We start from the raw sequence: 24547 nt of genomic DNA, 5'->3' as shown, positions 1-24547 counted from the left end.
CACCCTCTGTCGCGATCAGCGCGTCATCAGATTGAATTCTTCACCTGACGGAACTTCGGCACCCTCATGCAGCATCGAAACACCGTATTTGCGGCCGATTTCGGCAAATGTCCCGTCACTGCGCAGATCGTTAAGAACCATCCGCCATTGATCCACGATGAAGTCCGGCGTTTGCAGTGAGAATGCCAGATAAAGCTCGTAAATTCCCAAGCCGATAACCGGTTCAACTTCGGACCGGTCAATTCCGAACTTGCGACGCTGATGCTCCAGAACCAGATCGGATGCTTCCCATAGGTCTATCCGGTCACTGGCCAGAAGCTGTAACGCATTCCCAGGTGTATAAAGTGCCGCAAGGTTTTTAAAGCCCTGTTCGCGCAACATTCGTTCCGCCGCACCGCCTGCCTGCACACCGATGGCGGCAACTTTGCGTGCGTCACTCAAATCGCGGATTTCAAGGTTGCTGTCGGTCATTTTATAAAGCCAGCCGCGCGTCACAATGATTGGCCCAACCCATTTATACTCATCTTCGCGCTCAGACGTTCGCACCATTGAAAAAACAGCCGTGCCGGGTTCATTGTCGACAATTTGCAGGGCCCGTTTCCACGGAAGTACCTCGAATTTTCCGTCATGCCCCAGACGTGCGGCCATTTCACGGACCACATCCGTCCCGGCACCGGTCAACCCCGTATCCGACATGTAATTAAAGGGTGCAAAATCTTCGGTATAAATCTTTATCGACCGGGCTGCGGCAAGCATATCCCCCGTCTGGGCAGCTGCGACCATACCGTGCGACCACAGGATGACGACAGCAAAGGCAACAATTACGACAATGCGCCGCAAAATCGTAATGCCTCGCCGCTCCTTTGGATGAAAGAATATACCCGTCCGTCGCATATGTTTCCCTGTCAGCTATGAAATGCAAAAAGCCGCAAAAAAGAAACTTGCAGGACCGAAAGAACGAACTGTCACATAACCTGTTTATTCAACATGGTAGCCCGACATGTTGATTGCCAGTAACGTCGTACATATCTAGATTCAAAGGGAACCATCCATTTGAACAAGAATGCGCCTTCACGTGACGCTAACATGCCACGTGCAAGATGGATTCCGTCCGAAAGGGTAGCAGTCTAATTTTAGAACATGTTGATGTAGTATGCTGTTTTCGATTCTTTCGGCGCCCACTCTTCGCCGATCCCCAAGCCCGAACAACAAAACCAAGCCCTTTGGTTAAAAAAGCCAGTTAAAGTTGAACATGAGCAAGATTTACAACGAAAAAATTCGACATTCAACTAAAAAATTTCGTTACTCCGGCATTTTGCGGAAACCGGGTAACGACGTTTCACAGCCGGCAATATACTGCGTGCATCATGGATAGGCGGGATTCAGACGCCCCTTTGCCCGTACTTGATAGCGCGCTTGGGGATCGCATTCGCCATGTCGTCGATATGTTTGATCGAAAAAAAGATGCGGCCCGGATCGCCGGTATCATCCCTGAACAATTGAACAGATGGTGTCAGGCACAATCGGAACCTCGCTTTGTCGGCGTTGCCCGCCTTGCCATCTCAAAGGGTATCTCTTTGCAGTGGATCGCAACAGGTGAGCCCCCAAGGGGAACCGCGAAGAAACCGAATACAGTGAACGAACCTGAAACAACCCGGGCACCAAATCCATATTGTACCGGGCCAGCAGAACGCGAGGTCCTTATCGCCATCATAAGCGGATTTCTCGCAGCCGAAGGCATCACGAACAGCCCTCAAATTGCCAATGACATTATTGGTGCCTATGACCAGATCGTCGAGAACCTCGAAAATAATCGAGATAGCAGCGAGATGGCCACCATATTGTCGCAGGCGATCACCATTATTCTTGATCGGCAGCAAGAACGCCGCGCGGACAAAAGCTGAAAGAACGGCCAGGGCAGTTTCCGCATTTAATTCCGCGCGTTACCGGGCCGCTTTAACGGCCCGGTACAAGGACCTGAAAATGTACCTTAGCCAAGAACCGGTAGGGCAATGTCGTCAATCATCAATTGCACACCATCACGCCCCTGCCAGCTGTCGCGCCGCAAATGGCCAAGGATATGCAAGGGCCGCCCGCCATGCTTCAGCAGGGTCTGGCCCATGTCATTGTCAAGGCAGCGAAATGCAATGGCCTTAAGGCGTCCCTTGCCATTGCTGCCCGATAATATGCAGCGCACGTGATCAGCGCCGACAACATCGGCCTTGACCACCCGGCATTCGGGAAAGACAAAGCGCGGCTCCGCATTGCCCGCGCCAAACGGGCCAAGCTTTTCAAGGGCATCAATAAGATCAAGCGTCGCCCCCATCGCATGCAGACCACCATCAACCGTCATGGTCGGGCGGATATCATTTTCAGCAATGATTTTGGCAAACCGGGTTTCAAGGAATTCCTCGAACGCAGGACGTTTTTCCGGGTCAAGGGTAAAACCGGCCGCCATCCCATGCCCGCCGCCATTGATCAAAAGCCCTGCCTGCCGTGCAGCAATGATCGCGGCCCCAAGGTCAATCCCGCGTACCGAACGCGCCGATCCCTTGAACACGCCATCAACCATGCCCATCACAAGGGCGGGAACATGATAACGATCCTTCAAACGGCTGGCGACAATACCGATCACACCAGGGTGCCAGTCTTCGCCGCCGACCAGCACCATTGCACCGACCTTTGATTGACTTTCAACCGCGCTGATCGCCTGATCAAGCACGATATCCTCGATCGCCTTGCGTTCACGGTTGTATTCATCAAGCTTGCGCGCGATATCCAGCGCCTGGGCGGGATCATCGCCCGAAAGCAACGTCGTCCCAAGGAACGATTCCCCGACACGCCCACCGGCATTCACCCGCGGCCCCAGCATGAATCCAAGATGATAGGCACTGGGCGTTTCATTTACCCCGGCAATATCGGCCAGCGCCGCCATGCCGACATTGTGGCGATGGCGCATGATCTTGATGCCTTGCGTCACGAATGCCCGATTAAGCCCGCGCAGCGGCACCACATCGCAAACCGTGCCAAGTGCCACAAGGTCAAGCCAGTTGCGCAAATCGGGCGCACGAATGCCTGCCTGTTCCAGCCAGCCGCGCGAACGCAATTCGCGCAGGATCGCAACCGAAAGCAAAAAGGCAACACCCGCGGCGCACAAATGACCAAGGCCGCTTTCATCATCAAGTCGGTTCGGGTTGACCACCGCAACGGCGGGCGGCAATTCCGGCTCGGCCGCATGGTGATCAACGACGATGATCTCGATCCCCGCTTCCCTAGCATCGGTCAGCGGCGCATAGGCCGTCACCCCGCAATCGACCGTCAGGATCAGATTGGCCCCCCGGCGCTGCAAATCGAGCAAGGCCGGGCTGTTGGGGCCATATCCTTCCTTCTGGCGGTCCGGGATATGTACCACCACATCGCGCCCAAGGGCTGCGAAAAGGCGCTTTAACAATGCGGTACTGGTCGCGCCATCAACGTCATAATCACCAAAAACCGCGATATTCTCGCCCTTGATCACCGCATCGGCAATACGGGCGGCGGCCTTGTCCATATCCTTCAAGGTCGATGGATCGGGCATCAGGTCGCGCAGGGTCGGGTTCAGGAAACTTTCGGCATCATCCAGCCCGATATCGCGGGCAGCCATTACCCGCCCGACAACTTCGGGAACGCCAAAACGCTGGGCAATGGTGGTTGCCAGCCGATCATCCAGATTGCGTTCCCGCCACCATTTACCGGTAACGGATCGCTCTATTCCCAAAAATGTCTTTTCTTGCGCATGGTCTGTCATGCCCATTGAAATAGCCTAATCCGGGGCGCGCTTAAACCGGATATTTTAATCCATCAGCCCTTTGGATTATCGCGGCACCACACCAGAACATTTTCGGCATCTTGCGCCGGGGCATCAACCGGATAGAAAACCTTGGCAATCCTGCCATCATAAATGATCATGGTCAGGCGTTTGAACAGCCGCATGTCATCAATGATGAAATCCGGCATCGCCATCGATTCCTTAAACCTGTGATCGGTATCGGACAAAAGCGCGAATGGCAGATGCAGCCGTTCGGCGGCTTCCTTCTGATATTCGGTGGTCTGGCTGGAAAGCCCGAATAGGTGATCCACACCCACAGCGGAAAGTTCCTTGGCGTGATCGCGGAAGGAACAGGATTGCGGCGTGCAGCCCTTGGCACCGGGGATTTCATCCCACCCATCGGGGGATGCCTTGTCAGGTTCGGCTGTGCGCGGATACGCATAGACAACGCTGCGCCCGGTCAGGATCGCAAGATCAACCGCCTGGCCATCGGTTGCCGCCAACGCAAGGGACGGCAGCATCTGGCCCGTCAACCGTGCAATAACATGTGCGTCACTTTCACTGCTCATCAATCATCCTCCCTGAAAAAGCTCATCGGGCCTTATACAGCAACGAATGCCCGCCCCTTGATAACCTGAAGATAAGTGTGATCGATCTTTCACAAAAAGAAGTGACGATTTCGCATTGTGAAAAACATGCGCCTGCCTGCAACCTCTTGCTCACACGTCAAAGCTGTGCAGACTGCCGGGATAAACAAAAAACGGATACGCGCAATGAACCATAGAAAAGGCCTTCGGATCGGCCTTACCGTCCTTTCCATTCTGGGTGCCCTGATGGCCGCCCCACTGGTGATGTTTTCACCGATGATATTCGATGCACCGGGCTCGGACGAAAACAACCTGACCTGGTTTCTGTTTTTTACCGTTCTGGCGTTTCCAGTGCTGTGTCTGATGGGCGGCATCCTTCCGTGGATTTTAAAGAACCACCCGAAATCGCTTTGGCTTTACGGCCTTGGCGTGATCGGGTTTGTCCTGATAACGGTGGCCGTAATCCTGCTTGAAACCCAGTGCCAGGGCAGTTTTAGTTGCTAAACAATCCCCTCATCCGCTGCAATTAGCGCAAGACCATGCGCAACAGACAGAAACGGCTGACCGATTTCGACGCGTTCCTTGCCAAAACCGTCTTCAAAGATTTTGCGCACCGCCGGGACATAGGATGTACCACCGGTCATGAAGACGCGTGATACTTCGTGGGCCTGAATACCCGCCTGCTCAAGACACAGCTTGGCGGCCTTTTCGATATCGGCGATATCAGGCGCAATCGCAGCTTCGAAATCGGCACGTGTCAGGCGTTCCTCGATCTCGACCCCGGCATGGTTGAATTGCAGGATCGTACTTTCCTCGCTTGAAAGCTCCGCCTTGGCTTTTGACACCGCCTGATACAGGTGGAAACCCAGTTCTTCTTCGATGATTGTTACCAGATCTTCGATATCGTCGGGTTGTTCCGCGGTACGGATCAGGCTTCTGATTTCGTTGATCACCTTAGGCTGGCGCATCATCGAAAGGTAATGCCAGCGCGAAAACGCGGTGTAATACTGGCGCGGCACCGGCAATGCGGCCCCCATGGTGCGATATTCGCTGCCAAAACCAAGACGCGGCCAGATGGCTTTCTGGATGATGCGGTAATCAAAGCTGTCGCCCGCAATGCCAAGACCGGTATGCGAAAGCGCATGAACGCCGCGAATGCCCATGCCCGGGGTAAAGCGAATCACCGAAAAGTCGCTGGTGCCGCCGCCAAAGTCAGCGACCAGAACGGTTTCGGGTTTATCAAGCTGACGACCGTAATAATAGCTTGCCGCCAAGGGCTCGAACACCATGGCCTCGACCTCGAACCCGGCCTGTTCATAGGCCGCCCGCAGGCGCATTTCGGCATAATCGTTATCGGGATTTGTTCCGGCAAACGCAACCGGACGCCCGGAAATAACGCGATAGCCAAGACCGCCAAGGCTGTATTGCGCGTGATGATGGATCTGTGTCAGGAACGTCGCGATCAGATCTTCGATCGTATAGACATTGCCAAAAATCTCGGTGCCCTCGAAATCCTTGGATGCCAGATAGGATTTGATCGACTGGATCAGTCGGCAATCCTGACTTTCCCTCAGATATTCGGCCATGGCAAACGGCCCGGAACAGCTTTGCAAACTGATCGGCGCACCGGGTGTGGTCAGCTTCTGTTCTTCCCAGAAATACAGGATGGTTCGATAGGTATCGAAGCTGCTCTGTCCAACCTCGAACGTTGCCGATTGCACATTGCCGTTGCTGTCGGCGACGGCAAGCACCGAATTGGTCGTACCAAAATCAAGGGCGATAATTTCGGACATATGGCGGCTCCGGCAAAGGCGTTTCATTTTCAAGGGGCGGAGGATGTAACCCGGACAGCCTATCCCCGCAAGCGATAAACGAAAAAAGGGAGCGCAAAGGCACTCCCTTGTTTTCGCGATCCGCTTTGGCGAATTACTTGTACCAGATTTTCCGGCTGAAATCGTGAACCGCGCGCACATAGCGCACCGTGCCCGACTGCGACCGCATCACGATGCTTTCGGTTTCCGCACCATTGGCGAAACGGCGCACACCGCGCAGCATTGCACCATCGGTCACACCGGTTGCGGCAAACATGACATTGCCCTTGGCAAGTTCGGTCAGTTTGTATTTACGGGTCAGGTCTTCGATGCCCCATTTTTTGGCGCGCGCGATTTCGTCATCATTGCGGAAGACCAAACGTCCCTGGAACTGCCCACCGATGCAACGAAGGGCGGCCGCCGCAAGAACACCTTCGGGCGCACCACCGGTTCCCATATACAGATCAATACCCGACGTTTTCTGCGAGGTCGCGATAACACCGGCAACGTCACCATCACCGATGAGCATGATACGCGCACCAGCTTCGCGGGTTTTGGCGATGATCTCCTGATGGCGCGGGCGATCAAGGATGCAAACCACCAGATCGGAAACATCGCAACCCTTTGCCGAGGCAAGGCTTTTCAGGTTTTCGGCCGGGCTGGAATCAAGGTCGACAACATCATCTGGCAGACCACCGCCAACGGCGATTTTGTCCATATAGGTGTCCGGCGCGTTCAGGAACCCGCCCTTTTCCGCCATGGCGACAACGGCCAACGAGTTCGGGCCACCAGTCGCGCAGATGGTCGTGCCTTCAAGCGGATCAAGTGCGATATCGATTTCCGGGCCGTCGCCCGAACCGACTTCTTCGCCAATAAACAGCATCGGCGCTTCGTCGCGTTCACCTTCGCCGATCACGACGGTACCGCGAATATCCATGCTGTTAAGGGCATTGCGCATTGCGTCCACGGCGGCCTGGTCAGCGGCCTTTTCATCACCGCGCCCCATAAGCCCGGAACAGGCAAGTGCTGCGGCTTCGGTAACACGAACGGTTTCAAGCGCGAGATTTCGATCCATAACTTCATCCTCGTCATTAACGCGGGGGCTGGGGGCCCCGTCTTTCTGTTTCCCGGCGTGTCCCGTTTGGCTCGGGACTTACAATTACGCCTCGCGGTATTATACCTGCGAGGCGCATATGTCTTTTTTTTGTTTTGTTACGAAGTAAATCCTTCGATCCGCATCAGGACCGGCGGCTGCGAATTGCTTTCGAACGCCGAAATGTCGGAAAGCGCCCCGGACATCGCCGCTTCGCTGGTTTCGTGAGTCACGAATACCACCGGAACAACCCCACCCTCGGTCTCGGCCCGGCCATGCTGGATCATGGACGCCATCGACACACCATGCTTGGCAAGGGTCGCGGTGACCTCGGCCATGACACCCGGGCGATCCCATACCATCAGACGCAGGTAATAAGGCCCGACATGCTTTTCGAGCGAGGCCCGCACATTCTTTTTCAAACGATCCGCCGGAACACCAAAGACCGGCGCATTGCGCCCGGCCGCAATATCAACAAGGTCGGCAACCACAGCCGATGCGGTCGGACGTTCGCCCGCCCCACGCCCCTGCAGGACGACCGGCCCGACATAATCGCCTTCAAGCACGACTGCGTTAAACACACCTTCAACTTTTGAAATCTGGGTGCTGCGGTCAACAAGAACCGGTGAAACACGCTGCTCGATGCCCTCAGACGTCTGTTTGGCAATCGCCAGCAACTTGATGCGATAACCAAGTTCTTCAGCCAGTTGGATATCAAGGGCAGAAACGCTGCGAATGCCTTCAACCGCAATCGCGTCAAAGTCGACTTCGACGCCAAAGGCAAGGCTGGTCAGGATCGCAAGCTTGTGCGCGGCATCAATGCCATCAACGTCAAAGGTCGGGTCGGCTTCGGCATAGCCAAGTTTTTGCGCCTCGGCCAGAACATCGGCAAAGTCACGCCCCTGTTCGCGCATGGTGGTCAGGATATAGTTGCACGTCCCGTTCAGAATCCCGGTCACGCGCGAAATGACATTACCCGCCAATCCTTCGCGCAGTGCCTTGATCACCGGAATACCGCCAGCAACCGCGGCCTCATAGGCGATGGTCACGTTATTTGCATCGGCAATGCGCGCCAGTTCCACCCCATGCAATGCAATTAGCGCCTTGTTGGCCGTCACGACATGCTTGCCGTTTTCAAGGGCGGCCTTGCAGACGTCATAGGCAATGCCGTCCGAACCGCCAATAGCTTCAACAACCACATCGACATTCTTGTCAGTTGCAAGGTCACGGGCATCTTCGTACCAGGTAATGCCTTCGGTCGAAAATCCACGGTCCCGAGTTCGATCGCGCGCCGATACTGCTGTGACAATCATCGGGGAACCGGAACGGTCCGTCAGATTATCCCTGTGTTCGCTCAGCAGCTTAACGGTTCCGGCACCGACCGTACCAAGGCCTGCCACACCGATTTTTACGACGTTTTGCACGATAACTCCTCATGCCGTGGTTGGATTTGCGCATGCGCGACGGAGTCTTTTACAACATCTGATACGCACACAAAACTTCGCCCGGGACATGTCCCGGGCGAAACATAGAATGCTTTATCGAATATCAGACGGATTTCTTCAACAGTTCACGTGCAGATTCTGCATCGGGATATTTCTGGAAGAACGCCTTGATATTACGATTGGCCTGCCGGATGCGATGTTTGTTTTCAACAAGCGCGATACGCACATGGCGATCACCATATTCGCCAAAGCCAAGTCCCGGTGCCACCGCAACGCCCGCTTCCTGCAAAAGAAGCTTCGAGAAATCAAGCGATCCGAGTTCTTCAAACGCCTTGGGAATCGGGGCCCAGGCAAACATGGTCGCCGCCGGGACCGGAATATGCCATCCGGCACTTTGCATACCTTCGATAAAGATATCGCGACGGTCACGATACAGGTTACGGAATTCTTCGACACAATCCTGCGGGCCGTTCAATGCCGCCGTTGCCGCCACCTGAATCGGGGTAAATGCACCGTAATCAAGATATGATTTGATCCGCGTCAGTGCATTGATCAGCTTTTTGTTGCCGGTGGCAAAACCGATGCGCCATCCCGCCATCGAATAGGTTTTCGACAGGGAATAGAATTCAACGGCAATGTCTTTTGCCCCTTCGACCTGAAGGATCGAGGGCGGCGGATTGCCATCAAAATAGATTTCCGAATAGGCGATATCCGACAGGATATAGATTTCCTGCGCCCGGCAGAAATCGACAACTTCCTTATAGAAATCAAGGTCAACCACCAGCGATGTCGGGTTGGCCGGGAAGTTCAGGACCACCGCACTCGGTTTCGGGACCGAATGTTTCACCGCCCGATGCAGTTGTTCCATAAAGCTTTCGGCGTTGAATTCGCCCTGCTCGTCATGACCAATCGGAATGTGGCGCAACGCCGCACCGGCAATGATGAAACCGAACGCATGGATCGGATAGGACGGATTGGGCACCAGAATGATGTCGCCCGGGCTGGTGATGGCTGCGGCGAGGTTCGCAAGCCCTTCCTTGGAGCCCAGCGTCACGACGGTTTCGGTTTCAGGATCAATATCCACCCCGAACCGGCGCCCGTAATAAGCCGCCAGCGCCTTGCGCAGACCGGGGATACCGCGCGACATGGAATAACCATGCGTGCGCGGATTCTTGATCGTTTCAACCAGCTTGTCGACAATATGTTGCGGCGTGGCCGGGTCCGGGTTGCCCATGCCGAAGTCGATAATGTCCTCTCCCGCTCGCCGCGCCGCCGCTTTCATCGCATTTACTTCAGCAAATACGTATGGCGGGAGGCGTTTTATGCGATGGAATTCCTGGGACATTATCCTACATCCTCGTCATTTCGCCGATTTTCGAATTTCCTGCGAAAACCGGGTCGTCGAATTGAAAAAAATTGCGCGCCACACGACAAAATGCGGGTGGCGCGCCGTACAATTCGAAGGATGTACCTTTTTTAGGATCAATAATCCATAAAGATTTCAACACGGCGGTTTCCGGCTTCACCGGCAGGAACGCCTTCATAATAGCGCGGGTCAGCCGATCCGTCGGCCCCGACAAAGATCGCGTCAGGGTTAACACCGAGAGACACAAGCTGCGACACCACCGCCGAAGCGCGCTGTTCCGAAACCTGACGGTTGATCGCCAGATGTTCTTCAAGGCTCATATTCGCGGTACGCATCGACGCATGGCCGATAATACGAAGGATACCGCCGGTCTGACGCCAAGCCTGGGCAACCTGGCTCAGGACATTGTTATCCGTGCCCGACAGATTCGACGAACCATGGCCAAACTGGATTTGTGCGACCTGCACACCATTCACACTTGGTCCCAGCGTATCAACGGAACGCACACCAAGACGCGATGCCAGAACCTCGTTCGCGGTTTCGGCATAGGGCATGGCAGAATCGGACAGATAGGCATTGCCACCGCTACCAAGCTGGCTTTCATCGACAATTACCGCCCCGTTATCGGAATAGGCAGAATAGTCAAATGATTGTGCCGGCGGTTCATTGGCAAACACGCCCTGACCTTCTGCAAGACGCCGATTGTACTGGTCCATCACCGGGTCACCGGTTGATGATCCTGACGATCCGGGCGCAACTTGTGAAGAGTCGGCTGTTTCCTGTTCAGATTTCAGAACATCGGGCTTCTCGGGCGCAGGTTGCGGTGTTGGAACGGGTCCAGAAGCCGGTGCCTTGGCACTCCATTCATCGGCAATCCTAGAACCGGACTGCGCCGAAGTCACAGCACTGCCCGTTGCGGCGCTAGCAGCTGCAGTTGCCTTGGTTTCAGCCGCTTTTTGCGGCTCCGCCATCGCGCTACTGCTAACAGATGTGGTTGGTGCCGGCGCAATCGTCGGCATATCAACACTTTCGGCACTTTGCTGCGGCTGCGGCTGAAGCGCGTTGACCGGCGGCGTGCTTTGACGACGGCCCGACTGGGAATATTGCGCATTGGCGCGGTCTGCTGCCAAACCTGCGACAAGCGCATCACGTTCGGCATCACCGGTCACAACCGGCTTGGCCGGCGTATCGGCCAGACGCGGATAATCTTCGTCTTCACCCGGAATCGGCTGATCCGACTTGGCAGCAGTTTCCTCGTCGCCGTCAAAAGCATCACCAATCGATTTTCCCCATTCGACCGGATTGATTGCATCAGGGACCGAAGAACAGGCGCCCAGCATCAGCACAACAGCAAGCGCCGATCCCGCATGCAGCAAGGGCCGCAATTTACCTTTCGCGGACCCGTGCCCCGACCACCGCCATGTCGTCGATTTCAGAACGCCCATTTGATTTCGCTGCTCCAAACTATGTTATGTGTGACGTTGCCGTTGAAGATTGCGACAAATCCGTCACCTTATAATTCTTGTATTACCCCTCATCAGCGAGCTAGGCTAAGGCCATGATAAGCTTGGGATCAAGCAGAGTTTCAACCCAGCACGCAGTTTGAGAGCATTGGATCATAAAACGGGAAAATGATTGCGATATCGCAAAGATCGGATTTCCCGTTTTATGTTCCGATGCACCGGCGGCCGTATCATAAGGGAATGCGCCATGAACGATCAACAGGCCAAAGAAACCGAAATTCATCTTCCTGATCCCGAAGAGCTGTCATCAGCGATGGCAGAAATAGCAGAGAGAAGTCCAAAGACTTGTGTCCGACTTCCTTGCAAAACAGGCAGAAGACCCGGAAATTTCCGACCCGGACCCGCTTAATATCGGATCGGCATTTGTCGAACTGACCACCCATATGATGCAAAATCCGACCAAACTGGTCGAAGCACAAATGGACCTGTGGCAGCAATATTATATGCTCTGGCACAATACAACGATGCGTATGCTGGGGCAGGAATCGGAACCTGTCGCCTTCCCGCAAAAGGGGGGATCGTCGATTCCGCGACGAAGCGTGGGAAAACAACGAACTTTTTGATTTCATCAAACAATCCTATCTGCTGTCCTCGCAATGGATGCAGAATGTTGTCCATGATGTTGACGGGCTGGATGAAAAAACCGCCCAAAAGGTCGAATTTTATACCCGGCAGTTTGCGGACGCGATTTCGCCGACCAATTTCATGATGACCAACCCGGAAGTCCTGCGCGCCACCATCGAAAGTGGCGGTGAAAACCTTCTTAAGGGGCTCAGCAACCTTCTGGATGATCTGGAACGCGGCAAGGGCAAGCTTCAGATCAAAATGACCGATCTGGACGCTTTCAAGATCGGCGAGAATGTCGCAACCACCGAAGGATCGGTGATCGGTCGCACGCAGCTGATGGAACTGCTGCAATACAAACCGGCAACCGACAAGGTCGCGAAACGGCCGCTTATGATCGTGCCGCCATGGATCAACAAATATTACATCCTTGATCTGCGCCCGGAAAATTCATTCATCAAATGGGCTGTTGATCAGGGCCACACGGTTTTTGTCCTGTCGTGGGTCAACCCGGACAGCAAACTTGCCGAAGAAAGCTTTGAAGATTACGGGCGTGACGGCGTGCTTGCGGCACTCGACATGATCGAAAAGGCAACCGGCGAAAAGGAAGTCAACGCTATCGGCTACTGCCTTGGCGGAACGCTTCTGGCGGCCATGCTGGCCTATATGGCCAAGATTGGCGATGAACGCATCAAATCGGCGACATTCTTTACCACCCTGACCGACTTTGAAAAACCCGGCGAACTCTCGGTTTTTGTCGATGACGAACAGATCGAAAGCCTTGAAAACCGCATGTCGAAGGACGGCTATCTTGACGGCCGCGACATGGCGATGTCGTTCAACATGCTGCGTGCCAATGACCTGATCTGGTCATTTGTGGTCAACAACTACATGCTGGGCAAGGATCCCTTCCCGTTCGATCTTTTGTACTGGAATTCCGATTCGACCCGGATGCCCAAGGCAATGCATAGCTTCTATCTGCGCAACATGTATAACAAGAACCTGCTGCGTGAACCGGGTGGCATTACGATTCTGGGCGAAAAGATCGACCTTCGCGACATCAAAATCCCGGTCTATTTCCTCTCCACCCGCGAAGACCATATTGCACCGTGGCAGGCAACATATGCCGGAACCCAATTGATGTCAGGCCAGGTGAAATTCGTGCTATCGGCATCGGGTCATATTGCCGGTGTGGTGAACCCGCCCGCAGCCAACAAATATTGCCATTGGACTTATAATCGCAATCCCCCCAATCCCGATGACTGGCTCGCCAAGGCGGTCCAGCATGAAGGATCATGGTGGACCGATTGGCAAAACTGGATCAGCCGCCGTTCCGGAGGGCAAGTCGACGCCCGCAAACCGGGCGATGGCAAGCTTAAAGTGCTTGGCCCGGCACCGGGTGAATATGTCAAAGTGCAGCTTTCCTGATCATCTCTTGATAACTGGAATTTCCGGCCCGCCCGAGGTGGCGGGCCGTTTCTTTGGTCCGAAGGAAAATATCATGCCCCAGAAAATCGGTTTCCTAGGCGCAGGTCGCATGGCGTCTGCAATGATTTCGCGCCTGCTTGAACAAGGCTATCCGGTCAAGGTCTGGAACCGTAGTGCTGCCAAAATCGAACCGTTGGTTGCCAAGGGGGCCATTGCCTGCGCGACACCAGCCGAGGCGGCAAGTGATGTTGACGCGGTCCTTTCCTTCATAGCCGACGATATTGCATCTGAAACCGTCTGGCTGGGCGAAAATGGGGCACTTGGTGCAATGACGCCGGGGGCGCTTGCCATCGAGTGTTCCACCCTTTCGCACGGGTTCGTTCTGGAACTGTCCGGCAAGATCATGACGGCAGGCTGCCTTTATGTCGATGCACCGGTCACCGCGGTGCCGGCACAGGTTGCCGCGGGCGAAACCATGTTTTTAATCGGTGCGGCTGACGCCGTCCTGAAACAGGCACGCCCGATCATGGAAGCCGTTGCCAACCGTATCGTGCATTTCGGGCCTATTGGATCGGGGACAATCTACAAGCTGATGAACAACCTTTTGGGGGCGGTCCACATTGCCGCTGCCGCCGAACTGGTTGCGGTTGCACAAAAGGCCGGACTGGATGGCAATCTGGTTGCAGACGCATTTGCCAATGGTGCCGTTGCCAGCCGGGCCGGAGTCATGACGATCCCGGGCATGATCAGCGGCAATCACAATGAAGGCATCCATTTCACAACCGCGTTGCGCGCCAAAGATGCCGGTTATGCCATGTGGCTTGCCGATGAACTTGGCCTTGACCTTCCGGTTGGCAGATCAGCCACCGAAATGTTTGACCGCGCCATCGAAGCCGGTCTTGGCGATCTTGCACAAAGTGCCGTGCTGGAAACCATCCGCGGCCGGTAATCCTATTTCTTCTTGGCCTTGGCTGCGACTTCTTCCTGCTCGGCCAGAAGCGGCTCGTAACGGGCGTCGGTCAGTGTTTTAAGGAACGCGACCAGCGCATCTATGCGCTTGGTATCAAGGGCGTCCCCCTGCTCCAGCTCTTTAAGGGAAATGGTCTCGGGGACTTCGGCATCACCCCACGGCTGTTTGGTTTCCGGATTCAACTGGGCCGATTTCGCGCGACTGTTATATTTGTTGTAAAACTTGATCACCGTGCGCAAATCGGAAAACACACCGTTATGCATATACGGTCCGGTGACGGCGACATTGCGCAGCGACGGCGTTTTGTACTTGCCCTTATGGGCCGGATCATCAATTGCCGGATTATCAAGCAATCCATTGTCGGTAAAGTCCGGGTCCTTGGCATTTTCCAACCGTACGGCAACGTTTCTGGGGACGCCGATGTTATGATATTCGTAATTTGTGAATGTCTCGCCCTCTGCCGTCGGCGACGATTTAAGTTGATGGCAGACATTGCAGTTGGTGAATTGCTGCGAGAAGAAAAGCACACGCCCCAATTCTTCCTGCTGCGTCATTTTGTATTCCCCGCGCAGGAAACGATCATATTTTGAATCAAAGGGTGCGAACTGATCGGTGCGTTCGAACGCGGCAATCGCATCGGTCATTGCAGCATAAGCACGGTCCGTATCGCTCCAGACATCGTCACCAAACAATGACTTGAAGCTTTCGACGTAATCTTCATCTTCCTGAAGGCGCGCGACAACGGTTGCCTTGTCAGGCATGCCCATTTCAACCGGGTTAAGCGGCGGCCCACCGGCCTGCTCGGCCAAATCCTTCGCGCGCCCATCCCAGAACTGCCCGCCAACCGGCGTGCCGTCTTCTTTGAAATGGAAATCGGGTGCGAACTTCGCATATGCCGCCATCGGCGCATTGCGGTCGCCAAGCGACGCACCATCATCGCCAAGCGAATAGGCCCCATGGGCGATTTCGGAACGCGGATCACGGAACCCAGTTGTCGGTTCATGACAACTCGCACAGGCCTGCGTCCGGTTTTTTGACAGGTTGGTATCGAAATAAAGTGCTTCGCCCAGTGCCGCTTTATCTGCAAACGAAGACGTATTGCTTGCCAGTTCCGCCAGCAAGGTCGCGGACGAATTCGGCGCGCCAAGGCCATTTTGTGCCTTTGCACTGGTAATCCCGACACCACCGGCACCAATCATCAGCATCGTAGTTGCAAAAGCACAACCAAGGTGAAGAAACCCGCGAAGGGGCATGCTGGAAACGCGCGACAAGACAGGCATGTTCGATATCCGGTATTCACTGGTGGCCGCATGATCGCGACCAATAATCACTTACAATACCTTAATTGCACCCTGCCTTGATAAAGGTCAATGGTTACCGTCCTTTAATTCGGGGCGATGAAACCCCCGATATTGATCAAATGGCAACTTTGGGCCGACGCCCCATCATCGGCAACAACTGCACCCCAATGATCGCGGCAAGGATAACACCGCATCCGGCATATTCGGCGGGTGCCAACCGCTCGCCCAGGAAAAACGCCCCGGCAATTGCGGCAAATACCGCCTCGGCACTCATGATGATCGCGGCATCTGCTGCTTCGGTATAATTCTGCGCCACCGCCTGCAGGGTAAAGGCAATTCCGGCCGACATGATCCCGGCATAAAGAATTTCAAACCCGGCATTCTGGATATCGGCAAAGCTGAAAGTCTCGAACATGCCGCCCATTGCCATGCCAAGCAGACCGGTAATAAAGAACTGAACGGCAGCGACCAGCGCGGGGGTATTTGTGCGCGTCACCATTATACCGATCATCACCACCTGAACAGCCCAGAAAAGCGCACTTCCCATCACCCAGAAATCACCTTTACCAAGTGCCGACAGGTTCCCGCCACTCAGAAGATATGTACCAAAAACGCACATTATTCCGCCCGGCCAAACCGACCAATGCGGCTTTGCCCGGAAAACAGCGAAAGCCAGCACCGGTACCAGAGGCACATAAAACGCAGTCAGAAACGCAGCATTGGTCACGGTCGTATCCATGATGCCGATCTGTTGCAGGATGCTGGCCAGATACATTGAAACGCCGGTAACGATAAGGCCAAGCGTGTTGACCCTCGAAAGCGTCCGTCCTTCGCGCTTCATTTTGCGCAATTCACGCAGCGCAAACGGCAGCACCACAAACGTCCCCAGAAGGAACCGCACACCGGTAAAATATTGCGGGCCAATATTGTCCATGCTGGTTTGCTGGACGACAAAAGTCGTACCCCAAATAAGGGCAACAAAGACGATTACACCGTTCGCCTGCCAACGCGTCATTTCCCGGTTCCATTTCCTGATCGCCGGGCGTGGTGGCGCGCGGCCTGTTCATATGGTTTTTCTGAATTACTTGCTATCGTAGCGTCCTGCCACAGGCAAGAAGATCCTTTGCGTTTGACAATCGCGATTGTTACTCAGATTTCAGGTCATCGGGAATTGTCACACGATATTCCTGCGCAAGATCGGCATAACGATCCGCAGATACTTTGAAAAACTCGATTTCTTCCTGCGTCAGATCTCGCACCTTGCGTGCCGGGACACCTGCCCAAAGTTCCCCCGCCGGAATGCGTTTTCCGGGTGCCAAAAGCGCCCCCGCCCCCAGCATTGCGCCCTGCTCGATCACACAACCATCCATGACCGTGGCACTCATGCCGACGAAACTTCTGTCTTCCAGTGTGCAGGCATGGATGACGGCGGAATGGCCAATAGTAACATCGTCGCCGATATAGGTTCCAAACTTTCCCTTGGCGACATGCACCATGGTCAGGTCCTGAATATTGGTCCGCGATCCGATGCGAATTTCATGCACGTCACCACGAATGACGCAGCCAAACCAGATCCCGGTTTCCGCCCCGATTTCAACATCGCCAATGATGGTCGCATTCGGCGCGATAAAGGCCGTCTCGTCAATAGTCGGGCGCACCCCGCGATAGGACAGGATCATGGTCTAACGACCTTTCACTTCTGGGATCGGTTTTCACTGGCACTGCACTTGCCCGTTACCGGGAAAATAGCGGCATCTTGATTTGGCAGTTTAAATTCTAACATGTGGATATGGAAACCCCGTTCTCATTCAAATCGTGAAGATGCACGCAATTCAGTATTTTTCCCTCTTTGCAGGCTTCCGTCACGCCAGCATCATGATAATGATGGCGGCAACGGCGTTTTGCGGCACAATCCTTACGAATGGCGATGCGTACGCGCAGTCCACCGGGCCAAGCTCAAGCGAATTGCGCGTGGCATTTTCGGTCTGGGAACCATTCGTGATCGACGATGAAACAGGACGACACGGGATCGACATGGCGATCCTGACAGAACTGGCCCATCGCATGGACAAGGCTCTGTCGCTACATCCCTGCCCGTGGCGGCGATGTCTTAAAATGCTTGAAGATGGCGATATCGACATTCTTTCAAGCTTTGCCTACACCGCCGAACGCGAAAAATTCGCGTTTTACATCAAACCACCCTATAGCCGCGTCAGCCCGGTTTTCTATGTCCGGCAAGGCAAAAATACGCACATCGCGCAATATGCCGATCTTAAAACGCTTGCAGTCGGATCAGTCGTTGATTCCCGCTATTTCGAACCATTCGATAGCGATAGATCGCTGAACAAATTCGAAGCCAGCAGCGAAATGCTGCTTCTGCGTATGCTTGAGGCAAATCGCGTCGATACCATTGTCGGGTCTGATGCCAATGTCGATTTTGAAATCCGGCGCAACAACCTTGATGATATCATCCGCAAGGCCGCATTTCGCCCGGACCATCACAACGACATCCACATTGCGGTATCGCGCAATTCCCCGCTAATGAGCCAGACAGACCAGATATCGAAAATCATCACCGACCTGCGCGAAGAGGGTTTTATTGCCAGGGTACATGCACGTTACTGGCCTGCCAGTGACGATGCAGTGGATGCAGGCAAACCAATCCACAGCGAATGAATAAAACCGCCGCCCTATCGGGAAAACCGCTTTGCCCCGGCAACACAGGCAACGACCCCGACGGTAACCGCCATCATGGTCACGCCAACAGGTTCCGCCAAGACGATCCCCGCCAAAAGCAGACCAAAGAACGGTTGCAACAATTGCAATTGCCCGACCCCGGCAATGCCGCCAAGCGCCAGTCCCCGATACCAGAAGAAAAAACCGATCAGCATGCTGAACAGAGAAACATAACCAAGACCAAACCATGCAGGACCGCCAACTCCGGCAAAGCTATCTGGCAAGGTCGCAACGCAGAATGCCGCCATCGGCAAAAGCGATATCACCAACGCCCAGCAGATCACCTGCCATCCACCAAGACGGCGCGACAGTTTTGCACCCTCGGCATAGCCAAGCCCGCAAACGATAACCGCGCCAAGCATAAAAAGATCACCGCGTAACGCCCCGGCACTGCTTCCCGTGGCGGCAAATCCGGCGACCAAGCCGCTACCGACAATCGAAAACAGCCAGAATACGGGTTGTGGCCTTTCACCACCGCGCAAGACGCCAAAAATCGCTGTCGCCAAAGGCAGCAAACCGATGAAGACAATTGATCGTGCTGACGTGATATGTTCAAGCGCAAGGGCCGTTAACAACGGAAACCCGACAACCACCCCACCGGCAACCACCAGTAACGACATCCAGTCTGATTTCTGTGGACGGTTTGGCCGCGATATCAGAAGCAAAGTCGCGGCAAGCACTCCGGCAATCGTTGCACGCGCCACCGTAAGAAACAGCGGATCGAAATCCATGACAGCAATCCGGGTCGCAGGCAGCGATCCGCTGAAAATCAGGATACCGATCAACCCGCTGATCCAGCCGCCACTTGATCTTTGAACTGCAATTGCCATCAAAACCTCCGTCATGTGCGAAGGTTTATCTATGGCTTGCCAGCATCGAACCGAACAGACACAATAAAATACAATTTGAACAAACTGTACTGATTACAGGAGCAATACAGTGGCACCTGACGGGGCATCAAAACAACCCGATGACGGAACACTTGTCACCCGCGTCATGAATGTCATTCGCGACCGGATTGGCACGCGCAACCTGCTTGCGGGGGATCGTCTGCCATCCATCCGTGGCTTTGCCCGTCAAATGAAGGTGTCGAATTCGACGGTTGTCGAAGCCTATGATCGACTGGTGGCCGAAGGCGTTATTCAGGCCAGACGCGGATCGGGGTTTTATGTCGCCCCTCATACCGCCCCGCTTTCAATCGCCCGGATCGGACCTAAACTGGATAGGGCGATTGATCCGTTCTGGGTCTCACGACAGTCGCTTGATGCGCGCCCCGATATGCTAAAACCCGGTTGCGGCTGGCTTCCGGCGGACTGGATGCCCGAAACCGCAATCAGGCGCGCCTTGCGCAAACTGTCGCGCGCCGATGACGCCACACTGGTCGATTACGGAACTCCGCTTGGCCTGGCATCCTTGCGTCATTTCCTGTCGCGTCGCATGGCGGGTTACGGCATTGATGCCCATCCCGACCATCTGCTTCTGACAGAGTCAGGAACCCAGGCAATCGACATGCTGTGCCGTTTTTTGATCGCACCGGGCGATACGGTTTTGGTTGATGATCCGTGTTATTTCAATTTTCAGGCACTCTTGCGCGCGCATCGCGCCAATATCGTTGGCGTCCCCTTTACCGAAAATGGCCCGGATGTGGGTGCCTTTGCCCGGATAGCCGTAACAACGAAACCGCGCCTTTACATTACCAATTCCGGCTTGCACAACCCGACCGGTGCGTCACTTTCGCCAATGGTTGCGCATCAGGTTTTGAATATCGCCGAACAGCACGACCTGATCATCATCGAAGATGATATCTTTGCCGATTTCGAAAACACCCCTGCCCCGCGGCTGGTAGCACTGGGCGGGCTAGAGCGCGTAATCCATATCGGCAGCTTTTCCAAAACCCTCTCGGCGTCGGTTCGATGCGGATATATCGCAGCCTCTGCGGACTGGATCGACGGTCTGACCGATCTTAAAATCGCAACCGGTTTTTCCGGTCCGAATTTATCCGCCGAACTGATTTTTGCGGTTCTCAAGGACGGCACCTATCGGAAATATATGGAAACCCTGCGCGATAGACTGGCACGCACGATGACCATCACAGAAACCCGGCTTCGCAACCTTGGCATCACACCGGCTATAAATCCCGATGCTGGTCTGTTTTTATGGTGCCGCTTGCCCGATCACATGGATGCGGCAACCCTGGCCCGAAACGCGCTTTCCGATGGTGTGGTTCTTGCCCCTGGAAATGTTTTCAGCATCTCGCAAACAGCTGGAAACCTGATGCGCTTTAACGTCGCCCAATGTCAGGATGAACGCATCTTCAGGGTGATTGAACGCGCGCTTGAAAAATAAAAAGGGGCGCAATCCTTTTGGACAGCGCCCCATTTTTTTCTGTTTTGACGATCCGATACCGGATTACGGGAACAGCGGCTCGATCTCGAGCCCCATGGTTTCCGGCAGGCCCAGCATGACATTCATGTTCTGAACTGCTTGGCCAGATGCCCCTTTAACAAGGTTGTCTTCGACCGCCACAATGATCACCCGGCCCGGCACACGATCCTTGACCACCCCGATCAGAACATAGTTCGATCCACGTACGTGACGTGTCTGCGGGGTTACGCCAAACGGCAGGACCCGCACGAACGGCTCATCGGCATAACGTTTTTCAAGGGCGGCCTGAATGTCTTCGGCCGTCGTGCCATCGGTCATTTTGACATAGATGCTCTCAAGGATACCGCGGCTCATCGGCATCAGGTGCGGGGAAAAGTTCACCACGACATCCTGCCCTGCGGCCCAGGCAAGGCCCTGCTCGATTTCTGGCGCATGGCGGTGCCCGCCGGTGCCATAGGCATGAATGCCTTCGGTAACCTCGGCATACAGAATGCCTTCCTTGGGCGAACGGCCCGCACCGGTGACCCCGGATTTCGCATCAATGATGACGTCATCGGCATGCACCAGCTTCTGTTCCAGAAGCGGCGTCAGCGAAAGCTGCACCGGGGTTGGATAACATCCCGGATTGGCCACTACACGCGCCTTTTTGATCTTTTCACGGTGCAGTTCAGTCAGGCCATAAACGACCTCTTTCTGCAAATCCTGTGCGGCATGTTCCGCCCCGTACCATTCCTTGTAGGTCGCGGCATCGAACAAACGGAAATCCGCCGACAGATCGACAACTTTGACATGATCCGGCAAACCGGCAATCACTTCCTGCGTCGTGCCATGTGGCAGCGCACAGAAAATCACATCAACCATCGACCAGTCCGCATCCTCGATCCGGATCATGGTCGGCAATTTCAGATGGGCAAGATGCGGGAAAACCTCCCCGAACGGACGCCCGGCGCGTCGGTCTGCGGTCAGCAGTGTGATTTCAGAAGCGGCATGGTGCGCAAGAATACGAACCAGTTCCGCCCCGGTATATCCGCTGGCACCGAGAATTCCGACTTTGACCTTAACGTCGCTCATTTCAAATCCTGCTCCTTTAGGCTCGCCCGGACCTTTATGGTCACCGGGCGCGATTAACGGGCGGATGTTGGCAAACAAGCCCCACAGATGCAAGCCCTTAGGCGGTATTTCCCCTGCATTGCGCGATCATGCCCCATGCAGGGATGACATGCATCACAGGGAAAAGTTGCCTTTTACGGACGTCGGGATTTGCGCACATTGGCCGGACAGGCGCGCTTATCCTCAGGCAGAACAGTATAAAACCGTTCGATTTTCTCAAACCCCGTCGGTGCTGCCACCGGATAATCCGAAACATAGCGATGATCCGAAAGACCAAAATCGCTGGCTTTCAAGCCCGATCGCTGTTGCCAGATACGGCGATGGGTATCGGACAATGTGATTTCAGGATCATCAATCAGGAAAATCGCATCACGTGCGATCCGGTCGTTATATTTGTGCTGTGATGGCAACCACGCGGCAAGCTGGCGGCGCAATTCTCCCGGGCTTGGCACCTTGCGCGTCCGGCTGGCAAACTTGACCATCTTTGCCGACAGATCGGAAACATTGCCGGGCGGGGCCATGCCATGGGTCGCCATATCGATAAAATAGGCCAGATCAATTTCCGTCGGATCACGACCGATAACAGGCTTTAGCGCAGCATAAATCTTGAAAAACCGGGCGATTTTTCCGCCATCGGCATTGGCTGCATCATAAACGCGGCGATAGGCGCGCTGCACTTCGGACAATGCGCCGTACCGTGCAAACCGGGCGGTGAAATCGGCCCGGCGATCCGGATCGATCCAGATCGCGCACAGGATATCAAACGCACTTTGATTATTGCCCAGCGCCAACCGGTGCATCGCATCCGTATGCGGGCCAAAGACGGCATTGAGCAAGCCGGGATTGGCCCGTTCGGCAGCAAAGACAATCTGCTGGATTTCCGCCCCTGCCCCGGCAGTTGCCCCGCGCGGCCCCCAGGTCAGATAGGCATTGGGATCGTTAGTATAACACCACGGATCCCCTTCCAGATATCGCTTGCCGCTCCTCGGATTGCGCGACTGGCAGAAATTGAACTGGATGGCATCGTAATCCGTGCCTTCCAGTGCGAAGGTCAGATGATTGGCACGGGTAATGGCATCGGGCGGCGGCATTTGGGCTGGCATCATCAATCGCCAAAGCCCGACCGTAATGGCTCCGTAACTCTCGGCCCCCAACGCAGCACGCACCGACGCATTCAGGCAAGTCTGCAGATCAATGATCGCCTGTCGTGTCTTTGCACCGACAATGCCGTCCGGCGCGCCATAGCTGCCGGCCGATTTGCCCGCACAGTTCGCCGCCTGACTAAAAAGCCGTTCCTGAAACACCGCCACTGCGCCATAACGGCCCAATGTCAGCGCGCGGTTCTCAAAGCGATAGAGGACTTGCGACAGATCCTGCGCAGATGTTGGACGCAATGATAAAAATACAGTGACACACACAAGCGCGAACACTGCACTGGCACGGCACGCTGTAACTTTCAGACGCGTGAGTGCTCTGGCCATGGTGATCAGCCTTAATGAGTGAATTCCAGAAGTGGTTTGGTGAAATCAACCTGCGGATATTTGATGACACTGTTCAATGCACGACGCTGCAGTGCCTTGCGCTTGGTCGTATCTTGAACCAGGTCACATACGGCGTCCACCAAACCGGCATATGGGACATCGACAACCCCCTTGCGGAACCGGTCATCAATCACCGTTTCGGGGTTTACTTCCGCCACCACGGCCTTGGCGTTGGTCAAAAGGTAGGACACGCGCACGATTTCAAAAATCTGACTCTCATAGAAATGATGGTTCAGGATGACTTTGGATCGCGCGATCCACTGATCCCGTTCCTTGCCGTAAACCCCCATCAACACCTTGAGGTTAAGCCCCCTGCCTTCGATCTCAGTCAGGATTTCGCGCCGACGCTCATTGATTGAACCATAAAACAGAACATCAATGTCCTGTTCGACACTGATATCAATGCGCTGGAGTTCCCTCTGGAAGCCAATCGGCAAGTGGCGGACCTTCTCGGCCCCCAGAGCCTTGATGACATCGATATTGGCCGGGCTGTAATCCCAGATTTCAAGGCCTGACTCAAACCAGCCCGTAAGTTGCTCCCGCCATTTTTCTGCAACCCCGGTCAGCTGTTCGGTATTGAGAATAATCGTCCCCTCCGGCACAGCACGCAGAGCCGACACACCAAGCAAATGCGCCCCGACAATAACGTTAACCGCCCCTTGCACAAACTGATTGGTCTGGATCTGCGCCGGACGCCCGGCATCGCGGATCGAATACATCAGAAGCTCTGCCAACTCTGCAAACGCCAGCGAATGAATGTAACCAGGAGGCTGAACGATACAGATGTTGTAGAGTCTTTGGGGAGTCATAATCAAAAATCTTTTCTGTTTGCAGAAGCGAACGATTTCCGCCAACGGTGACAGCGATACATCAATTTTA

General features: G+C 54.8%; 21 protein-coding genes and 1 pseudogene. 6 read left to right on the top strand and 16 right to left on the bottom strand.

The genetic code is table 11. The features are described from left to right. Positions 1-15 precede the first annotated feature (15 nt). On the bottom strand, positions 16-840 hold the full coding sequence (locus tag IT971_RS07820) for an ABC transporter substrate-binding protein (protein WP_063093415.1): 825 nt from the start codon (positions 838-840) through the stop codon (positions 16-18). 554 nt (positions 841-1394) lie between these two features. Here IT971_RS07820 and IT971_RS07815 point away from each other — a divergent pair. Continuing rightward, the gene (locus IT971_RS07815; protein WP_037987716.1) at positions 1395-1904 is read left to right on the top strand and encodes a hypothetical protein; all 510 of its coding nucleotides are present in this window, start codon (positions 1395-1397) and stop codon (positions 1902-1904) included. An 86-nt stretch (positions 1905-1990) separates the two neighbouring features. Here IT971_RS07815 and recJ read toward each other — a convergent pair whose 3' ends face one another. Then, positions 1991-3793: a single-stranded-DNA-specific exonuclease RecJ gene (gene recJ, locus IT971_RS07810; protein WP_082822549.1), complete on the bottom strand. Its 1803-nt coding sequence runs from the start codon at positions 3791-3793 to the stop codon at positions 1991-1993. 47 nt (positions 3794-3840) lie between these two features. Further along, positions 3841-4377, bottom strand: a complete 537-nt coding sequence (locus tag IT971_RS07805) for a peroxiredoxin (RefSeq protein WP_063093414.1) — start codon at positions 4375-4377, stop codon at positions 3841-3843. 204 nt (positions 4378-4581) lie between these two features. Here IT971_RS07805 and IT971_RS07800 point away from each other — a divergent pair, with 204 nt between their 5' ends. Next, positions 4582-4899 (top strand): hypothetical protein, encoded by a 318-nt coding sequence (locus tag IT971_RS07800; protein WP_063093413.1) that lies wholly within the window; start codon positions 4582-4584, stop codon positions 4897-4899. On the opposite strand, the gene IT971_RS07795 is transcribed toward IT971_RS07800, so the two are convergent. The 6 genes from IT971_RS07795 to IT971_RS07770 all read right to left on the bottom strand — a co-directional run bounded on the left by IT971_RS07795 (position 4896) and on the right by IT971_RS07770 (position 11856). After that, positions 4896-6188 carry an Hsp70 family protein gene (locus IT971_RS07795; protein ID WP_063093412.1) on the bottom strand — a complete coding sequence of 431 codons (1293 nt, stop codon included), beginning with the start codon at positions 6186-6188 and terminating at the stop codon, positions 4896-4898. The genes IT971_RS07800 and IT971_RS07795 overlap by 4 nt on opposite strands. Positions 6189-6321: 133 nt before the next feature. Beyond that, positions 6322-7281 carry a class II fructose-bisphosphatase gene (gene glpX / locus IT971_RS07790; RefSeq protein WP_063093411.1) on the bottom strand — a complete coding sequence of 320 codons (960 nt, stop codon included), beginning with the start codon at positions 7279-7281 and terminating at the stop codon, positions 6322-6324. A 137-nt stretch (positions 7282-7418) separates the two neighbouring features. Continuing rightward, positions 7419-8723, bottom strand: coding sequence for a homoserine dehydrogenase (locus tag IT971_RS07785; RefSeq protein WP_063093410.1), 1305 nt, complete (start codon positions 8721-8723; stop codon positions 7419-7421). 124 nt (positions 8724-8847) lie between these two features. After that, entirely contained in the window at positions 8848-10089 is a 1242-nt protein-coding gene (locus IT971_RS07780; RefSeq protein WP_007091618.1) for an LL-diaminopimelate aminotransferase, read from the bottom strand. Positions 10090-10226: 137 nt separating this feature from the next. Further along, positions 10227-11555 carry an OmpA family protein gene (locus IT971_RS07775; protein WP_063093409.1) on the bottom strand — a complete coding sequence of 443 codons (1329 nt, stop codon included), beginning with the start codon at positions 11553-11555 and terminating at the stop codon, positions 10227-10229. Positions 11556-11655: 100 nt separating this feature from the next. After that, positions 11656-11856, bottom strand: a complete 201-nt coding sequence (locus tag IT971_RS07770; protein WP_007091620.1) for a hypothetical protein — start codon at positions 11854-11856, stop codon at positions 11656-11658. On the opposite strand from IT971_RS07770, the pseudogene IT971_RS07765 reads away from it, so the two are divergent. Both IT971_RS07765 and IT971_RS07760 read left to right on the top strand, forming a co-directional pair. Next, a pseudogene (locus IT971_RS07765) lies at positions 11821-13625 on the top strand (PHA/PHB synthase family protein). The gene IT971_RS07770 and the pseudogene IT971_RS07765 overlap by 36 nt on opposite strands. A gap of 73 nt (positions 13626-13698) precedes the next feature. Further along, a complete protein-coding gene (locus IT971_RS07760; protein WP_063093407.1) occupies positions 13699-14574 on the top strand; it encodes an NAD(P)-dependent oxidoreductase in 876 nt (291 codons plus the stop codon). 2 nt (positions 14575-14576) lie between these two features. Here IT971_RS07760 and IT971_RS07755 read toward each other — a convergent pair whose 3' ends face one another. The 3 genes from IT971_RS07755 to IT971_RS07745 all read right to left on the bottom strand — a co-directional run bounded on the left by IT971_RS07755 (position 14577) and on the right by IT971_RS07745 (position 17575). Continuing rightward, on the bottom strand, positions 14577-15875 hold the full coding sequence (locus IT971_RS07755; RefSeq protein WP_223305061.1) for a cytochrome-c peroxidase: 1299 nt from the start codon (positions 15873-15875) through the stop codon (positions 14577-14579). 136 nt (positions 15876-16011) lie between these two features. Further along, the gene (locus tag IT971_RS07750; protein WP_063093405.1) at positions 16012-16911 is read right to left on the bottom strand and encodes a DMT family transporter; all 900 of its coding nucleotides are present in this window, start codon (positions 16909-16911) and stop codon (positions 16012-16014) included. 130 nt (positions 16912-17041) lie between these two features. Then, entirely contained in the window at positions 17042-17575 is a 534-nt protein-coding gene (locus tag IT971_RS07745) for a gamma carbonic anhydrase family protein (RefSeq protein ID WP_007091625.1), read from the bottom strand. 202 nt (positions 17576-17777) lie between these two features. Here IT971_RS07745 and IT971_RS07740 point away from each other — a divergent pair, with 202 nt between their 5' ends. Continuing rightward, entirely contained in the window at positions 17778-18572 is a 795-nt protein-coding gene (locus IT971_RS07740) for an ABC transporter substrate-binding protein (protein WP_158526646.1), read from the top strand. A gap of 14 nt (positions 18573-18586) precedes the next feature. On the opposite strand, the gene IT971_RS07735 is transcribed toward IT971_RS07740, so the two are convergent. Further along, positions 18587-19462: a DMT family transporter gene (locus IT971_RS07735; RefSeq protein ID WP_063093403.1), complete on the bottom strand. Its 876-nt coding sequence runs from the start codon at positions 19460-19462 to the stop codon at positions 18587-18589. A 109-nt stretch (positions 19463-19571) separates the two neighbouring features. On the opposite strand from IT971_RS07735, the gene IT971_RS07730 reads away from it, so the two are divergent. Continuing rightward, positions 19572-20978: a PLP-dependent aminotransferase family protein gene (locus IT971_RS07730; RefSeq protein WP_110252307.1), complete on the top strand. Its 1407-nt coding sequence runs from the start codon at positions 19572-19574 to the stop codon at positions 20976-20978. Between the two features lie 63 nt (positions 20979-21041). Here the strand turns inward: IT971_RS07730 and argC are convergent, their stop codons facing one another. The 3 genes from argC to IT971_RS07715 form a co-directional block, all read right to left on the bottom strand. Continuing rightward, a complete protein-coding gene (gene argC, locus IT971_RS07725) occupies positions 21042-22088 on the bottom strand; it encodes an N-acetyl-gamma-glutamyl-phosphate reductase (protein WP_063093402.1) in 1047 nt (348 codons plus the stop codon). A gap of 173 nt (positions 22089-22261) precedes the next feature. After that, entirely contained in the window at positions 22262-23608 is a 1347-nt protein-coding gene (locus IT971_RS07720) for a hypothetical protein (RefSeq protein WP_063093401.1), read from the bottom strand. Positions 23609-23619: 11 nt separating this feature from the next. Continuing rightward, entirely contained in the window at positions 23620-24477 is an 858-nt protein-coding gene (locus tag IT971_RS07715; RefSeq protein WP_063093400.1) for a hypothetical protein, read from the bottom strand. Positions 24478-24547: the final 70 nt, after the last annotated feature.

The organism is Thalassospira sp. B30-1 (assembly GCF_015767575.1).
GTDB classification, from domain to species: Bacteria; Pseudomonadota; Alphaproteobacteria; order Rhodospirillales; family Thalassospiraceae; genus Thalassospira; species Thalassospira xiamenensis.
This window is presented reverse-complemented; position numbering and strand designations above follow the sequence as displayed.

What these genes read in the sequence shown, in the direction of transcription:
- recJ (WP_082822549.1), bottom strand. Translation starts at nt 3,793, where the DNA reads ATGGGCATGACAGACCATGCGCAAGAAAAGACATTTTTGGGAATAGAG.
- IT971_RS07805 (WP_063093414.1), bottom strand. Translation starts at nt 4,377, where the DNA reads ATGAGCAGTGAAAGTGACGCACATGTTATTGCACGGTTGACGGGCCAG.
- IT971_RS07800 (WP_063093413.1), top strand. Translation starts at nt 4,582, where the DNA reads ATGAACCATAGAAAAGGCCTTCGGATCGGCCTTACCGTCCTTTCCATT.
- IT971_RS07795 (WP_063093412.1), bottom strand. Translation starts at nt 6,188, where the DNA reads ATGTCCGAAATTATCGCCCTTGATTTTGGTACGACCAATTCGGTGCTT.
- glpX (WP_063093411.1), bottom strand. Translation starts at nt 7,281, where the DNA reads ATGGATCGAAATCTCGCGCTTGAAACCGTTCGTGTTACCGAAGCCGCA.
- IT971_RS07780 (WP_007091618.1), bottom strand. Translation starts at nt 10,089, where the DNA reads ATGTCCCAGGAATTCCATCGCATAAAACGCCTCCCGCCATACGTATTT.
- IT971_RS07775 (WP_063093409.1), bottom strand. Translation starts at nt 11,555, where the DNA reads ATGGGCGTTCTGAAATCGACGACATGGCGGTGGTCGGGGCACGGGTCC.
- IT971_RS07770 (WP_007091620.1), bottom strand. Translation starts at nt 11,856, where the DNA reads ATGAATTTCGGTTTCTTTGGCCTGTTGATCGTTCATGGCGCATTCCCT.
- IT971_RS07760 (WP_063093407.1), top strand. Translation starts at nt 13,699, where the DNA reads ATGCCCCAGAAAATCGGTTTCCTAGGCGCAGGTCGCATGGCGTCTGCA.
- IT971_RS07755 (WP_223305061.1), bottom strand. Translation starts at nt 15,875, where the DNA reads ATGCCTGTCTTGTCGCGCGTTTCCAGCATGCCCCTTCGCGGGTTTCTT.
- IT971_RS07750 (WP_063093405.1), bottom strand. Translation starts at nt 16,911, where the DNA reads ATGACGCGTTGGCAGGCGAACGGTGTAATCGTCTTTGTTGCCCTTATT.
- IT971_RS07745 (WP_007091625.1), bottom strand. Translation starts at nt 17,575, where the DNA reads ATGATCCTGTCCTATCGCGGGGTGCGCCCGACTATTGACGAGACGGCC.
- IT971_RS07740 (WP_158526646.1), top strand. Translation starts at nt 17,778, where the DNA reads ATGATGGCGGCAACGGCGTTTTGCGGCACAATCCTTACGAATGGCGAT.
- IT971_RS07735 (WP_063093403.1), bottom strand. Translation starts at nt 19,462, where the DNA reads ATGGCAATTGCAGTTCAAAGATCAAGTGGCGGCTGGATCAGCGGGTTG.
- argC (WP_063093402.1), bottom strand. Translation starts at nt 22,088, where the DNA reads ATGAGCGACGTTAAGGTCAAAGTCGGAATTCTCGGTGCCAGCGGATAT.
- IT971_RS07720 (WP_063093401.1), bottom strand. Translation starts at nt 23,608, where the DNA reads ATGGCCAGAGCACTCACGCGTCTGAAAGTTACAGCGTGCCGTGCCAGT.
- IT971_RS07715 (WP_063093400.1), bottom strand. Translation starts at nt 24,477, where the DNA reads ATGACTCCCCAAAGACTCTACAACATCTGTATCGTTCAGCCTCCTGGT.